At 68.8% G+C, this 15,156-nt stretch carries 13 protein-coding genes and 1 pseudogene; 5 read left to right on the forward strand and 9 right to left on the reverse strand.

What is annotated here, in order from left to right; genetic code table 11:
* Nucleotides 1-2: 2 nt before the first annotated feature.
* The 3 genes from ABFO07_RS27055 to ABFO07_RS27065 all read right to left on the reverse strand — a co-directional run bounded on the left by ABFO07_RS27055 (nt 3) and on the right by ABFO07_RS27065 (nt 4,208).
* On the reverse strand, nt 3-1,844 hold the full coding sequence (locus ABFO07_RS27055; protein WP_059886386.1) for an Hsp70 family protein: 1,842 nt from the start codon (nt 1,842-1,844) through the stop codon (nt 3-5).
* Complete coding sequence (locus ABFO07_RS27060; RefSeq protein WP_059907127.1) at nt 1,841-2,428, reverse strand: DUF2760 domain-containing protein; 588 nt, start codon at nt 2,426-2,428, stop codon at nt 1,841-1,843. Before ABFO07_RS27060 ends, ABFO07_RS27055 begins: the two co-directional genes overlap by 4 nt.
* Nucleotides 2,429-3,008: 580 nt before the next feature.
* Complete coding sequence (locus tag ABFO07_RS27065; protein WP_060018732.1) at nt 3,009-4,208, reverse strand: MFS transporter; 1,200 nt, start codon at nt 4,206-4,208, stop codon at nt 3,009-3,011.
* A gap of 67 nt (nt 4,209-4,275) precedes the next feature.
* Here ABFO07_RS27065 and ABFO07_RS27070 point away from each other — a divergent pair, with 67 nt between their 5' ends.
* A complete protein-coding gene (locus ABFO07_RS27070; RefSeq protein WP_060018733.1) occupies nt 4,276-5,349 on the forward strand; it encodes an AraC family transcriptional regulator in 1,074 nt (357 codons plus the stop codon).
* A gap of 114 nt (nt 5,350-5,463) precedes the next feature.
* Here the strand turns inward: ABFO07_RS27070 and ABFO07_RS27075 are convergent, their stop codons facing one another.
* Entirely contained in the window at nt 5,464-5,631 is a 168-nt protein-coding gene (locus tag ABFO07_RS27075; RefSeq protein WP_167361395.1) for a hypothetical protein, read from the reverse strand.
* Entirely contained in the window at nt 5,628-7,571 is a 1,944-nt protein-coding gene (locus tag ABFO07_RS27080; protein ID WP_124490934.1) for a DUF3857 domain-containing transglutaminase family protein, read from the reverse strand. Before ABFO07_RS27080 ends, ABFO07_RS27075 begins: the two co-directional genes overlap by 4 nt.
* A gap of 296 nt (nt 7,572-7,867) precedes the next feature.
* On the opposite strand from ABFO07_RS27080, the gene ABFO07_RS27085 reads away from it, so the two are divergent.
* Complete coding sequence (locus tag ABFO07_RS27085) at nt 7,868-8,056, forward strand: hypothetical protein (protein WP_059564116.1); 189 nt, start codon at nt 7,868-7,870, stop codon at nt 8,054-8,056.
* Nucleotides 8,057-8,102: 46 nt separating this feature from the next.
* Nucleotides 8,103-8,261 (forward strand): hypothetical protein, encoded by a 159-nt coding sequence (locus ABFO07_RS27090; protein ID WP_167361394.1) that lies wholly within the window; start codon nt 8,103-8,105, stop codon nt 8,259-8,261.
* 88 nt (nt 8,262-8,349) lie between these two features.
* Here ABFO07_RS27090 and ABFO07_RS27095 read toward each other — a convergent pair whose 3' ends face one another.
* Complete coding sequence (locus ABFO07_RS27095) at nt 8,350-8,778, reverse strand: DUF3617 domain-containing protein (RefSeq protein WP_347468906.1); 429 nt, start codon at nt 8,776-8,778, stop codon at nt 8,350-8,352.
* A gap of 75 nt (nt 8,779-8,853) precedes the next feature.
* The gene (locus ABFO07_RS27100; RefSeq protein WP_347468908.1) at nt 8,854-9,834 is read right to left on the reverse strand and encodes an OmpA family protein; all 981 of its coding nucleotides are present in this window, start codon (nt 9,832-9,834) and stop codon (nt 8,854-8,856) included.
* Between the two features lie 432 nt (nt 9,835-10,266).
* Between ABFO07_RS27100 and ABFO07_RS27105 the strand changes: the two genes are divergently transcribed.
* A complete protein-coding gene (locus ABFO07_RS27105; RefSeq protein ID WP_059886378.1) occupies nt 10,267-10,998 on the forward strand; it encodes a type IV toxin-antitoxin system AbiEi family antitoxin domain-containing protein in 732 nt (243 codons plus the stop codon).
* Nucleotides 10,998-11,948, forward strand: a complete 951-nt coding sequence (locus tag ABFO07_RS27110) for a nucleotidyl transferase AbiEii/AbiGii toxin family protein (RefSeq protein WP_347469701.1) — start codon at nt 10,998-11,000, stop codon at nt 11,946-11,948. The genes ABFO07_RS27105 and ABFO07_RS27110 overlap by 1 nt, the downstream gene beginning before the upstream one ends.
* A 30-nt stretch (nt 11,949-11,978) precedes the next feature.
* Here ABFO07_RS27110 and ABFO07_RS27115 read toward each other — a convergent pair whose 3' ends face one another.
* Together ABFO07_RS27115 and ABFO07_RS27120 are read right to left on the reverse strand one after the other, a co-directional pair.
* The gene (locus ABFO07_RS27115) at nt 11,979-13,934 is read right to left on the reverse strand and encodes an APC family permease (RefSeq protein WP_375861841.1); all 1,956 of its coding nucleotides are present in this window, start codon (nt 13,932-13,934) and stop codon (nt 11,979-11,981) included.
* Nucleotides 13,935-14,119: 185 nt separating this feature from the next.
* Nucleotides 14,120-15,118: pseudogene (locus ABFO07_RS27120) on the reverse strand (glucokinase); the annotation flags it as partial.
* Nucleotides 15,119-15,156: the final 38 nt, after the last annotated feature.

The raw sequence follows: 15,156 nt of genomic DNA on the forward strand, positions 1-15,156 counted from the left end.
GCTCAGGCGGTGCCGCGCACGTCGAACTCGACCTTCCAGCGCTCGTCGGTGCCGCTCGGGATCGCTTCGAGTTCGAGCGTGCCGGCCTCGGTCACGCGCGCGTGCAGCTTCACCGGCACGATCTCGCCGACGGAGCGGCCGTCGGCCGGCAGCGTCGCCTGGATCTCCTCGAGCTCCTGCAGCTCCTCCGGCGACCAGTAGTCGAGCAGCGTGCCGACCTGGTCCTGGCGGCGCACCGACGATCCGAAGAAGCGGAAATGCACCGGCTCGCCGACGACGAGGCCGAACTCCTGCGGCGGCAGCGCCGCGTTCGTGCCTTCCTCCATGCCGAACGGCGCGACGCACAGCGCCTGCACCGGCGGCTCGAGCCCCGGCACCGCCGGCATCGCCGATTCGATCGCGACGTAGTACGCGCGCGCCGTGCCGCCGCGAATGCGCACGCCGCGGCCGCGCTTCACATAGCCGTAGTACGCGGCGCCGCGCGCGACCGCGAGGTCGAGATCCGCGCCGCCGAGCAGGCGGGCGGGCGCCGCGCCTTCCGATCCGAGCCAGCCGTTCAGCGTGTCGAGCACGCGCTGCGTCAGCAGCGACGACTTGAACACGCCGCCGTTGAACAGCACCGCGGTCGGATGCAGGAACGTCGCGCCCGGCGGCAGCGTGCGCTGCACGCCGTCCAGCGCGTCGAGCGCCGCGACCTGGCGGCCGAGGAACGCGGCGAGGTGGCGCGTGATGCCCGCGTCCTGCGCATACGGCAGGCCGAGCTGCGTCAGGCCGACGCGCGCGCGGCTGACCGGGCGCGCCGCTGCGTCCACGTGCGGGAAGAAGCCTTCGAGGATCGTCTGCGTGAGTTCCGCGCGGGTCAGCTCGGTGCGGATCGAACCGCCGATCAGCTTCGAGCCGCGGCTCGGCACGACGAGCGGCACCGCATCGGTCGACGGGTCGGACAGCAGCGTCTCCTTCGCGGCGCGGCACGCGTACGTGAGCGCACGCAGCTGCCACGGGTCGGCCTGCGTGCCCTGCGTCGCGAGCTTGCGCGCGACCACGTGCGCGAGCGCGAGGTCCATGTTGTCGCCGCCGAGCAGGATGTGCTCGCCCACCGCGACGCGATGTAGTTCGAGGTTGCCGTCGCGCTCGACCACCGCGATCAGCGACAGGTCGGTCGTGCCGCCGCCGACGTCGACGCACAGGATCAGGTCGCCGACGTTGACCTGCTTGCGCCAGCCGCCCTGGCTCTTCTGGATCCAGCTATAGAGCGCCGCCTGCGGCTCCTCGAGCAGCGTCATGCGCGTATAGCCGGCGGCCCGCGCGGCCTCGGCCGTCAGCTCGCGCGCGGCCGGGTCGAACGACGCGGGGATCGTCACCGTCACGTCCTGGTCGACGAACGGCGCGTCCGGATGCGCGTGGTCCCATGCTTCGCGCAGGTGCGTCAGGTAGCGGATCGAGCTTTCGAGCGGCGACACGCGCGACACCTCGGGCGGCGCATCGCTCGGCAGGATCGCCGCGCGGCGGTCGACGCCCGGGTGACACAGCCAGCTCTTCGCGCTCGACACGAGGCGGATCGGCGTGCCGGCGCCGCGGCTGCGCGCCATTTCGCCGACCGCGAAGTTGCGCGATGCCGTCCACGGCAGCGTCAGGTCGCCCTGCGTCAGCTCGCTTTCATGCGGCAGGTAGAGGAACGACGGCAGCAGGTCGCGCGACTCCAGCGCGCCGGGCGCGGTGAGCTGCGCGATCGGCAGCACCTGCTGCTCGACCTTCTCGCCGTCGCTCGCGGCCGTGTCGACGTACGACAGCGCGCAGTGGGTGGTGCCGAGATCGATGCCGATCGAATAGCGTGCGTCGCTCACAGTTCCACCTCCGCCGGGGCGATCACGGAGGCGTCGTGGCTGCCGGTCAGCTTCGGCAGGCGCACGTCGGAGACGCGCCAGCCGCGATGGCTGACGGTGCCCGTGAACGGCGCGGCGCCGACGACGTTGCCGGTCACGCGCACGGCCGTCGCGTCGAAGCCGGCCGGCAGCGTCACGCGGCTGCCTTCGGCTTCGTCGCGCACCGGCACGATCGTGAAGTGCTCGCGCAGCGCGGCGCGGCAGCCGTCGTGCACGAGGCGCGCGGCCGCGCCGATGTCGGCGTCCGTGTAGCCGGCGATGTCTTCCTGCACGAAGTCGATGAAGCGTGCGTCGCGCTGCAGCAGGCCGAGCAGTTGCAGCGCGGCCTGCGGGCTCGCTTCGCGCAGCTCGGGCGCCTTCACGGGCACGGCAGCCGGCGCGGGCACGGGCGCAGGCGCGGCGGCCGGCGCCGGTTGCGCGGCAACGGGCGCGCCGTCGCGCACGCGCAGCACGCCGGCGGCGAATTCGCGGTTGCCGAGCACGGAGAAGAACGTGCCGACGGCAAGCGACAGCCGGCCGAAGAACGACAGATTGGATTCGGGCATGTGGCTTGGACTCCTGTGGGCCCGCCATGCGGCGGGCGATCTTGCCTGGGGCGCCGGGCGCGGGGCGCGAAATGCGCACGGCCGATGCCCGGAGCGCGATTCCGGGCCCCCTCGCGGGGTGCGGAAAACCCGTATTTTGCCCTGTGGCGGACGAATGGTGCGGAAGTTGGGGGACAGAACAGTGTGGCCGCGTGCAAAAGGCGCCGGCGGGATGGCGGGATTGCGGTGCGAGGGTTAGCGGTCCGTAGTGAATTTCAAGGTGCCTGACGGCTTCAGGAAAGGCCGGCGATGCGTGCGGCGTGGGCCGCTACGCTGGGTACGCCCTTCTTGGTAACGATCGAGATCTTCCCAATAGCCGACCGGACCTCGACCTTGACGCATTCGGTGCAACGTCGGCGTGAACCAGCCTGCGCTCCCCTGAACCGCCCACCCTCGATACCGAGCGTCGGCCGGGCCATGCTGCAGGCCGCGCGCGACGGCGGCGCACAGGCGATCGTCGAACCCGCAGGCATCAACCGGCTCGCGCAGGCCGCCGCGCCGGGCGAGCGCCCGTAACGCCCGGCGTGCGCGACGCGCCCGCTTACGACACGGCCCCCACACGCGCGGGCACGGCCGACACGATCGTCGCGACCGCCACCGCCAGCACGACCGCCGCGCCGATGAAAACGCCGCTCGCGCCGTTCGCGTCGAACACCACGCCGCCCGCGGCCGCGCCGGTCGCGATCGCGAGCTGGACCGCCGCGACGATCAGGCCGCCCGCGCTCTCCGCCTCGTCCGGCACCGTGCGCGTGACCCACGTCGACCACGCGACGGGCACGCCGCCGAACGCCATCCCCCACAACGCGACGAGCACCGCGTCGACGAGCGGTGCGCGCCCGAGCGCCACCAGCGCGACGCCGAGCACGACCATCAGCGCGGGCATCGCGATCAGCATCGGCCGCAGCCGGTGCTCGAGCACGCGGCCGGCCAGCGACGTGCCGACGAAGTTCGCCACGCCATAGCCGAGCAGGATCGCCGACAGCCCGTTCACGCCGACACCCGCGACCTGTTCGAGAAACGGCCGCAGGTACGTGAAGAACGCGAAATGCCCGGTGAACACGAGGATCGTCGCGAACATCCCGAGGCCGACCGTCGGCCGCCGCAGCACGTCGACCAGCGTGCGCAGCCGCGTCGTGCCGGACGGCGCCATCGCCGGCAGCGTCGCGACCTGCGTCGCGAGCGCGAGCACGCCGAACCCGGCCGCGATCAGGAACACGTTGCGCCAGCCGATCAGGTGACCGAAATAGCTGCCGAGCGGCGCGGCCGCGATCGTCGCGACCGCCACGCCGCTGAAGATGATCGACAGCGCGCGCGGCACCATCGCAGTCGGCACGAGCCGCATCGCGGTGGCCGTCGCCATCGTCCAGAAGCCGCCGAGCGCGATGCCGAGCAGCACGCGGCCGACCAGGATCGTCGCGAGATTCGTTGCGCACGCGACGGCCAGGTTCGAAACGATCAGCAGCGCCGTAAACGACAGGAGCACGCGCCGCCGGTCGATGGCGCGCGTCGCGGCGGCGGTGAACAGGCTCGTCACGAGCGCGACCGATGCGGTGGCCGTGACGGCCTGGCCGGCGACGCCCTCGGTCACGCCGAGGCTGTCGGCCATCGGCGTGAGCAGGCTCGCGGGCAGGAACTCCGCGGTGACGAGCCCGAACACGCCGAGCGTCATCGCAAAAACGGCGCCCCAGGCGGGTTCGCGCGGGCCCGCCGCGACGCCGGCGGATTCGATGGTGGGATTCATGTTTGATGCGATTCCGGAAAAAGTGCCAATGGTTGCGCATCGTAAGGTCAGCACATCAGGACGGTCTATGACATACAATCCGGAAACATTGATCAATCGTCCGAAACCGATGTCCGATCCCGTCGACCTCCCGCCGTCCGACACGCACGACCTCGTCAGCGAACTGCTGCTCGGGATGCGCCTGAGCGGCGTCCAGTACCGCCGCATCCAGGTGGCGCGGCCGTTCGGCATGCGCTTCGGCAACGTGCGCGGCCGCGCGCAGTTCCACTTCGTCGGCCGGGGGCCCGTGCTGCTGCGCGACCCGCGCGGGGCGACCTACCGGCTCGACACCGGCGACGCGATCCTGATGCCGAACGGCGGCGAGCATGCGCTGGTGTCCGAGCCCGACACGCCGTGCCGCGAGATCGACGGCTTCGAGACCGCGAAGATCTGCGACACGGTCACTGCGGTCGGCGCCGCGCGGCAGGCCGAAGGCGACGGCGGCGCGGAAGCCGGCGACGCACTGATCTTCAGCGGCTGCATGGAACTCGATCTCGGCGGCATGCAGCCGCTCGTCGCGACGATGCCCGAGGTGATGTTCGTCGGCACGCTGCTCGCGCGCAATCCGGAGCTGCGGCCGCTGCTCGATGCGATGGAGCGCGAGTCCCGCGCCGAACGCGCGGGTTTTGCAGGCATCCTGGCGCGGCTCGCGGACGTCGTCGCCGCGTTCATCGTGCGCGGCTGGGTCGAATGCGGATGCGGCAACGGCACCGGCTGGGTGCAGGCGCTGCGCGACCCGAAGCTCGGCCGCGCGCTCGTCGCGCTGCATCGCGAACCGGGGCGGAACTGGAGCGTCGCGGAGCTCGCGGCGCAGGCCGGCGTGTCGCGCTCGGTGTTCGCGGAGCGGTTTCTCGCGGCGACCGGGATGACGCCCGTGCGTTACCTGACCGAGCTGCGGATGCGGCTTGCCGCGCAATGGATCACGCGGGATCGCGAACCAATCGAGACGGTCGCGTATCGGCTCGGGTATGGGTCGCTGGCGGCGTTCAGCCGCGCGTTCAAGCGGGTGGTGGGGAAGCCGCCGGGGGCGGTGCGGGCCGACGGCGAGGGCAACGCCGAGGCCGCAGGCGACGCGGCGGCAAGCCCCGAAGCGGCCGGGTAACGCGACGCCGGCTGCACGACGCACGCGCGCAGCCGCGATGCGCCGCAGGCGCGCCCTCGCCCGCCTGCGGCGCGTCAAGGCCGCGCATGGATACGGCGCAGACTCCGCCCGCCGTCAGCCGGCCCGCTCCTCGAGCCGGTCGATCAACGCCGTCGCGCAGCGCACGGCCAGTTCCGCGCTCTGTTCGGCATCGACCGTCGAGCCAGCCGCCAGCGTGCCCTGCACGATCCGCCCCAGCAGGTCCTTCGCCAGGTCGCTGATCTCGTAATCCCGTTCCGTCATGATTCGCCTCCGGTGCGCCGGTCCGCCCGGACCGCGCGAGTGGGTGATGCCGGTGCCCGCACGACGATCTGCGCCTGCGTGTCCCGTTCGATCCGTTCGAGCGATGCGCGCATCGCCGCGTAATCGTCCGGCGTGCACACCTGCCGGTCGAAATGCGCGCGCAGCCGCCGCGTGACCTGCACGACGCGCGCGCCCGCATCGAACACGTAGTGCGACGCGAAGTCGACGTAGCGGTCGCGCACGGTCGCATCCGTCGGCAGGTCGGTCACGGTCACACCCGCCGGCAACGCGATCTGCGCGCTCTCGCTGAACGCGCCGCCGATGCACACCCACGGCTGCGTGCGCACCGGCTCCGCGAGCCATGCCTGCACCTGCGTCGCGATCCCGCCCGTCAGGCTCGACAGCGCGGGCACCGCGCTCGTGCCGTCCGGCCACACGACGTGATCGAGCGTGCCCGTCATCGTCACGCCGAACGGCCCGTCGGTCGCCGTGCGGTCGGTCGTGACGAGCTGCGCGGTGCCGCGCAGCCCGCTTTGCCGCAAGCGCTCGACGGCAAGCTGCCGGATGCGCTCGCGGGTCGCGCGGCGGAACACGGTGCGTTCGAGTTCGGCGGTCCAGCCGTCGTCCTCGACGTACGACTGGTAGCGCTGCGCATCGATCCGCGCGGCGTCGATCGCGAGGCGCGCGCTGCGCGTGCGCGGCTGCGTGGCCGGCGTGCGCGACAACACGCCGGTGTCGACCCGCAGCGCGGGCCGGTCCATCACGATCGGCGGCAGGTAGCCGAACGCGATGCCGGCGGTGGTCGTATCCGCGTACAGCCCGAGATCGGGCAGCCACGTGATCGCGTGATTGATCGCGCCGCCGCCGTAGCCCGGCACCGACGGCAGCGTGTACACCGCCCCGAGATTGAGCAGCACCGGCTCGCTGCGGATTCCGACCGCCGCGAGCAGCGCGCCGAACAGCGCGACGTGGTCCTTGCAGTCGCCGTAGCGGTTGCGCAGGATGTCGGTCACGCGGTGCGGCGCGGCAGCCGTCTCGCCGAGAAACAGCGCGACGTAGCGCACGTTCGCCTGCACCCAGTCGTACAGCACGCGCGCCTTGTCATGCGGGTCGGATGCGTTCGCGGTCAGCGCCCGCGCGAGCTGCACGAGCGCCGGATCGTTCGCGCTCGGGTCCGCCGCCGCGTTGCGGTAGCGCGCGGCAAACGCCGCGTAGTCGGGCAGCGTCGACACCATCAGCCGGTCGCCGTCGGTCGGATAGCCGACCGCGCCGTTCTCCAGCCGGTCGTACGGGCCGTGGCGATAGTCGAACGTGTAGCGGGTGCGGCCGTTCTCCGTCACCGGCGGCAGCGCGACGTAGCCGCGCGCATCGGCATGCAGCGGCATGTCGGCCGGCACGTCGAAGATCAGCCGCTGGTGGTCGACGGGCTCACGCGACGGCTCGACGAAGTAGCCGAAATAGCCGGGATTGAGCGGCTTGGTCCGCACCTTGCGAAACGCGATGCGCGTGCGCGAACCGGCCTCGACGCCCGGAAACACGACCGTGCGCAGCACGCCGTCCTGGAACGTCGGCGCGCCGGCGGAACGCGGCTCCTGCACGTCGCGGATCGCGTCCGGGCCGACCGGGTGCGCGACGCCGTCGCGGTCGATCGTCTCCGCCGCGAGCAGCTCGACCTTCTCGATGTCCTTGTCGAACCATACGTAGCGCTGCGCGATCGCATCGATGCCGTTCGCGTCGTTCGCGCGCAGCGTCGCATCGTCGTGCTCCTCGAGCGAGCCGTCGCGCTGGATCACGAAAACGTGCACGTCGTTCTCGAGCGTCGTCGGCGCGATGTCGGCCGACTCCGGCCCCGCAGGCCCGGGGGCCGCCGGCGACGCGCGCGCGCCGACCGTCGACAGGCAGAAACAGGCAACGCCGAACAGACGGAGCAGCATGCGCATCGCATCGAACCTCGCGGCACGTGGCCGGCAAGACCGCGGCCGGGCAGCCGCGTTCTTCGTCAGACTACGCCAATCAGGTGCGCTGCGCACCGCGCGCGCGTCGCGGGGTCGAATCCGAATCGATCGAGTCACACACGCATGCGCGATGCCGGATACGGGCGCCGGAAGACATTTTCACCGGTCATCCGCATCACTTCGCGACATATATACTGGAATCGTGCCCGTGATGCGCGGGCCTGCCGCGACGCCAGGGCAGCGAGGCGCGGCGCCGCGCCGGCAGCGGGCGAGGAGGCGTCATGGAGATCATCAACAGCGACTACGAAGTCGGTTTTCTGTTGGTCGTGTTCGTGCTGCTGGGCGTGGTGCTGATCGGTGCGTTGCTGACCGCGATGCACCTGGAACGCTGGCACCCTCGGCTGATCGGCGCCGCCATCGGCGCACTGATCGGGATTGCGCTGATCGAAGCCGTGCCGATGCTGACGTGAGCGCGGGCGCGCGCACGGATCGTCGATCCTTCCTGCCGGAGGCTACATGGCACACAGCATCGTGCAAATCGTCGTGGTGCTCGTGATCCTGGGGCTCGCGCTGCTGTTCTTCATCGAACGGCGCAGCCGCGACCGGATCCGCGAGCGCCTGCTGCACCGCTCCTCGCGGCGATCGCATCGCTCGCATACGCATCATCATCCGTGACGCCGCGCGTCGCGCCGGGCGCGCGTGCGTGCATGGACATGCCGGAATCCGAATCAATGTCGCGCATCACCCGACGCCGGCCCGCCTGTTACCGGCAGTCGCCGACCCGCTTGCCGCGCCAGGTCCATGCCATCGTGTACGCACCGGCCTGCGCATGCTGGCCGCGCATCTGCCCCTTGAGGTCGTAGCTGGTCGGCGTGACAGTGCCCGTGACGTTCGCCGTGCCGCGCCCCTGCGCGTTCGCGCACGACATCGCCACCTTCAGCGTCGTGCCCGCGTAATCCCAGTGCGTGATCGTGCAGGCGACGTTGTCGCGCCGCATGCGCGCTTCCATCGTCGCGCGGATGTGCTTCGCGTCGGCGTCGGTCAGGCACTGGTCGGGCACCGGGTCGCCCGACGGCAGCGGCTTGCCGTTCAGCGTATAGGCGGTGTCGTCGTGCCACATGCCCGGCGACACGGTTTGGGCGAACGAAGCAATGGCAAAGCCGGCAAGCCCGGCGGCAATCAGCAGTTTCATGATTTCGGTTTCGGCTCGGCATGCGCCCGCGCGGCCGCACCGGATGCGGCCGTGCTCGGCGACGTGGGACAGCGGTTATTGCTGGACGAGTTCGACGCGGCGGTTCTGCGCGCGGCCCGCGTCGTCGCCGTTGGATGCGACCGGCGACAGCGACGCGACGCCCTTCGCGCTCAGGCGCGCCGGTGCGATCTTGTAGGTGGCCGCCAGCGCCTGCGCGACCGCTTCGGCGCGCTTCTGCGACAGGTCGGCGTTGCGCGCGAACGGGCCTTGATTGTCGGTATGGCCGACGATGTACACCTTCAGCGCCGGGTTCGCCGTCAGCAGCTTCGCCATCTCGTCGAGCTGTGCCTTCGATTCCGGCTTGACCTGCGCCTTGTCGGTATCGAAGTAGATGCCGTAAAGCGCGACCTTGCCGGTCGCCGCGAGCCCTTTCTGCAACGCGCCCGAATCGAGCACCTTGACCTGGCCCGTCTGCATCGGCTTCACCTCGACGACTTCCTCGTAGACGAGCGTGCGCTTGTTCGACGCGGAATCGTCCATGATGTGCAGGAACACGTACGCATCGCCGGACGCACGCGACAGCTTCGCGAGGATCGTGCGGTGCTTGTCGCCGAAATTGGCATCGCCGCCGCCCGCCTTGCGCAACCGCCCCGAATTGATCACGACGCTCTGGAACTCGCCGCCGCCGCTCTTGCCGCACTGGTCCTGCGTGCAGCGGAACAGGATCTGGAAGCCGCCCTTCTGCAGTGCGTCGAGATAGTTGCGATCGACTTCCAGCGTCGACTTGTCGCCGCCGATCGCGTACGAGATTCGCGTGACCTTGCCTTCCAGGTTCAGGCCCTTGGCCGTCTTCTCGTCGTCGATCGGCTGGTTCGGCAGGAACGCCTCGTCGAAGGCCGTCTGCGAGTATGCATTGATGGTCGCGCCCGCGAAACGCGTGAGCAGCGGATGATCTTTCGAGCCCGGCGCATCGCCGGCGGCGAAGGCCTGCGCGGACAGCGACAGCAGCGCGGCGGCGGACAGCAGGCGGAATACGGACGATGCTGCGTTCTTCATGGAGTCTCTCAGGATGGTTTGTTATTCGATCGGATGCGACGAAGCGCGCGCATATTACCAAATCTGTCCGGAGAGATTTTTGACGAATGAATGATTTTCGGTGGCCTACGGCGGGCTGGTTCCGAGGGTGTTCAAGGCCAGCCGAAGTGCGGCGCAAAGTTGACATTGCGACAGACTGCGCACTCCCACTGCCCGCGCCCAAGTCCGTTCAGACCCTCGCGACTATCGCGTTAATTCTTTGCGCATTCTCAAACGAGGTGCCCATTTTGCGCGCACGGTCAACGCGTTGCAGTAAGCAGCTCGATTCGCCGCGATGGCGGCGCGAAAGCCGATATCACGACAGCAGGATTTGGCACGATAGCGTTAAAAAATTGCAGATAATCAAATACTTCCAATATATACTGCAACCAGACAACGCCCTAGTCACCCTCAATGAGCAACAAAACAGTCCAGCGGTTGATGCAAGAGACCCGGCGCGGCTACCCCATCGATTCCGAAACGCTTCGGGACATGGGTGTGAGCGCGGCCCTGGCGTCGCATATGGTCAAGTCCGGCTGGCTGCAGCGCCTTTCGAAGGGTGTCTACCTGCTGACCGGTGACACGCCCTCACGAGACGGCATCATCGCGTATCTTGGCCGACGCGTCCCCGGCATCCACGTCGGCGGCAAGACCGCCCTCGCCTGGCAAGGTGTTCGCCACAATATCGCGTTCAACGAGAAGGTCGTTCTATGGGGCCCGAGGCCGTACCGCATCCCTTCATGGGTAGCGGAGCACATGCACTACACGTACCAGACCACGGCCTTGTTCGACGAATCGTTGCCCTACTCGTCTGGGCTGGCGGCGCTTCCTACAGGTGATCCTGACTTACTTGTGTCGGTGCCGGAGCGAGCGATATTGGAGCTCGCAAGCGACATCGGAAAAGGGCAATCGATGGAGGAAGCAACCAACCTGGTGATCGGATTGCGCAACCTGCGCGTCAAGACGCTGGACATGCTGCTGCACCACTGTACGAGCGTGAAGGTCGTCCGGCTGGTGCGAGATCTTGGACAGGGCGCGGATTTTCCATGGGCACAAGACCTTCAGAAGCATGTCAACCGCCTCGGCGAAGGCACGCGATGGTCGAACAAGATGAAAAACGGCAAGCGACTCACACTCAAACCGTGATGAACCCGACCTACGTAGACACCGTCCGGCTGATGCTCGCGATCGCACCGATCGTCTTCGACACGCCGCGCTTCGCGATGAAAGGCGGTACCGCACTCAACCTGTTCCTGCACGACATGCCGCGTCTGTCCGTCGATATCGACGTCGTGGTCACCGATCGAAGCATGAACCGAGAAGAAGCGCTCGAAGCGATCGACAAGGAACTGGATCGAACCCGCAAGCAAATCGAGGCCGAGGGGCATGCGACCAAGTTCTCGGCCGCCTCCTCATCCGGGAAAGCGAAGGGCGATGACGTGAAGCTCGTGGTCATTTCCGGCACGGCCGCGGTCAAGGTCGAGGTCAACTACATCTTCCGAGGCACGCTGCTTGAACCGGTCCGGCGCCCGCTCACGCAGCAAGCCGAAGACACCTTCAGCTCCAGCATCGTCGTACCGACGCTTCATGAAGCCGAACTCTACGGCAGCAAGCTTGTGGCCGCATTGGACCGCCAGCATCCGCGCGATCTGTTCGACGTGATGCATCTGGTCTCGCGCCACGGGTTGCGCCCGGATATCGTGGATGCGTTCTTGGGCTACCTCTCCGGGCATAACAGGCCGATTCACGAGGTGCTCTTCGGACCGATGCATTCGATGGCGGAAGCCTATGAATCCGATTTCGTCGGCATGACCGCCGAACCCGTCGGCCTGGATGTGCTCGAGGCAACGCAAGAACGGCTCCATCGGGAACTGCCGGCGTCACTCACGGAGAATCATCGTCGATTCCTGATATCGCTGGTTCAGGCCGAGCCCGACTGGTCCTTGATGCCATACGAGCATCTGCGTGAACTTCCGGCACTGAAATGGAAGCTCATCAACCTCGAGAATCTCAAGAAGAAAAAGCCGAAGGTGTTCGAGCAGCAGGCGTCCGAGCTCCGCGAGCACTTCGCCAGGCTGGACAACGACACGCGCTGACGCCACGCGTCATCTTGCGCCACCTCCCGCCTACCCCACATTCATCGGCAGCAGCACCATCTGCTTGCCTTCGACATGCAGCCGCGCCTGCAGCTCGACGGGCGTCTGGTTGTGCAGCCACGCGGTCAGGAAGTTCACGCGCCGGAAGATCAGCTTGCTCGCGAAGCACACGCTGTTCGGGAATTCGTCGAGCGTCGCCGATGCGAGGTTCATGAACTCGACCACCGGGTTCGTGCCGAACGCGATCCGGTAATCGGCCGCGATGCCGTTGCGCCGGCAATGCGCGACGTAGTAGTCGAGCGCCTCGGTGATCGTGTGCCGCAGCCGTTCGAGATGCTCGTGCCCGTCGTACGCCTTCGCGTCGACCTCGCCCACCGCGAGGAAGATCACGTTGCGGAAGTGCCCCGGGAACAACCGGTTCACCCACAGCAGCGCGTGCATGCTCGCCCCGCGATGCTTGCCGACCAGCAGCACCGCGGTCGGCTGGGACGGATCGGGCTTGCCCGGCGCCGTCGCTTCGTCGACGGCCGGCGGCGCGCCCGAGAACAGCGCATCCTCCTTCGCGAGCTGCGCGCGCGTCTCCGCGTAGTGGCGGTTGATCAGGAAGCATGCCGCGACCACCGCGCTCGTCACGAGCACCGTCAGCCAGCCTCCGGCCGTGAACTTCTCGACCAGCGTGATCCCGAGCACCGTCGCCGTCACGACCAGCCCGATCGACGTCAGGAAGAAAGGCTTGTACCAGCTGCGCTCCACGCGGCGCTGGCGCCACCAGTAGGTGCTCATGCCGAGCAGCGACAGGCTGAACGTGAGGAACACGTTGATGCTGTACAGCACGACCAGCACGTCGACGCTGCCGTGCGTCCACAGCAGGATCAGCAGGCTCGACGCGCCCACGACGATGATGCCGTTCTGCCGCACGAGCCGCGTCGACAGGTCGCGGAAATGGCGCGGCACCCACGAGTCGGACGCCATGTTCGACAGCACGGCCGGGCCGTCGAGAAAGCCGGTTTGCGCGCCGACCAGCAGCAGCCCCGCCTCGAACGCGAGCACGGCCCCGAGCAGCAGGTGCCGCGCGAACGCCGAGCCGAGCCCGAGCTGGTCGATCACGCTGCCGAACACGACCGCGTTGAGCGTCTTGCCTTCGACCGGCGCCGCGTGCCACAGCATGTAGAGCAGGATGATCCCGCCCGCGGTGAACGCGAGCGACGTCGACATGTACAGCATCGTCACCTTGCCGTTCGGCACGCGCGGCTCCGCGAGCATGTTCACGTTGTTCGACACGGCCTCGAGGCCCGTGTACGTGCCGCCGCCGAGCGAGAACGCGCGCATCAGCAGCGCGAGCATCACGAAGGTGCCGAGCGATTGCGACATCCCGTGCGCCTCGTGCACCGCGTCGGGCACGATCGCCGCGAGATGGTCGCCGTGCGCCGCCACGCCGTAGACGATCAGCCCGAAGTGCAGCACGACGAAGCCGATGAAGATCGGCAGCAGCACCAGGATCGATTCCTTCATGCCGCGGAAGTTGAGCCCCGTCATCAGCACGATCAGCACGATCTCGGTCGTCAGCTTGAACGCCTGCGCGCTCACCGGCAGCATGCTGTAGAACGCGTCGACGCCGCTCGCGAGCGACGTCGCGACGGTCAGCACGTAGTCGACCAGCAGCGCCGCGCCGGACACGAGCCCCGGCTTCGGCCCGAGCAGCGCGGTCGCGACGCGGTAGCCGCCGCCGCCCGTCGGGAACAGTTCGATCACCTGGTTGTAGCCGATCGCGATGATGAACACCGTCGCGGCGGTCGCAAGCGCGAGGAACAGCGCGAGCGGGGTGTGATGGCCGAGCGCGAGGAACGCCTCCTCCGGGCCGTAGCACGACGACGACAGGCCGTCCGCGCCGAGCCCGACCCACGCGAGCAGCGGCGTCACGGCGATCGCGTGACGCGTGCGCGGATCGAGGGGATCGAGCGGCTTGCCGACGAGTACCTGCCACATCCTCTGAAGTGCGGTCACGATCCCTCCCGATGGCAGACGCGCCGGCGTCGTCTTCTCCAAGGTAGGAGGGTTCGCAAGCGTCCGCCAGTCGGCACATTCCTTAGGGCGGCATGTGTGGCTGACGAGACGCTTTCAGTACACCGACGTCCGGCAGACAGTGTGCGATCGCCTCAACCAAGCTCGCCGAGCACGCGCGCCAGCATGCGCGACACGCCCGCGAACGCCGGATGCGGCGCGGTGATCACGAAGGTCGGAATCTTCGCCAGATAGCCCGCGAAGCGACCCTTCGCCTCGAAGCGCGCGCGAAACGGCGATGCGTCGAACAGCGCACCGAGGCGCGGCACGACGCCCCCGCCTATATAAATGCCGCCGGTCGCGCCGAGCGTGAGCGCCAGATTGCCCGCGAACGTGCCGAGCATTCCGCAGAAACAGTCGAGCGTCGCGATGCAGCGCGCGTCGCCGGCAAGCGCCCGCTCGATGATCGCGGCGGAATCGGTTTCGCGTGCGGCACGCGCATCGCGCGCGGCGAGCGCCGCATGGATCACCGCGATGCCCGGCCCGGCCGCGAGCCGCTCGAACGACACGTGCGGCCAGCGCGTGCGCGCAAGGCGCAGCACATGATCCTCGCGTTCGTCGGCCGGCGCGAACGACGCGTGCCCGCCTTCGCCGGACAGCGGCACCCACGCATCGCCCGCGCGCACGAGCGCAGCGACGCCCAGCCCCGTGCCGGCGCCGAGCACGCCGATCGCGCCGCCGGGTGCCGCCGCCCCGCCGCCGACCGGCCGCCGCTGTTCGTCGGACAAATGCGGGACGGCCATCGCCAGCGCCGAGAAGTCGTTGACCACGTGCAGCGTGTCGAAGCCGAGCGCGCGACGCGTCGCGTCGATCGAGAATCGCCAGTGATGATTGGTCATGCTGACGAAGTCGCCGTCCACCGGGTTGGCGATCGCGATCGCCGCATGCCGCACCCGCGCGCCGCCGGCATCGCGCAGGAACGCGCGCACCGCGTCGGCGATGCCGGCGTGATCGCCGCAGCGATAGACGCGCACGCCGCCGATCCCGTCGCGCGCGGTTTCCAGCGCGAAGCGCGCGTGCGTGCCGCCGATGTCGGCCAGCAGGCGCGGTTCGGCCGCGTGCATCATGCAGCGCGCGAGCGGATCGTCGCGGAGGGTCGCTTCGCTCATCGTGTCTCCCGGATGGTCATGGGTTGTCGATCCTGCCG

The sequence above is a fragment of the Burkholderia stagnalis genome (assembly GCF_039848545.1).
GTDB lineage: Bacteria > Pseudomonadota > Gammaproteobacteria > Burkholderiales > Burkholderiaceae > Burkholderia > Burkholderia stagnalis.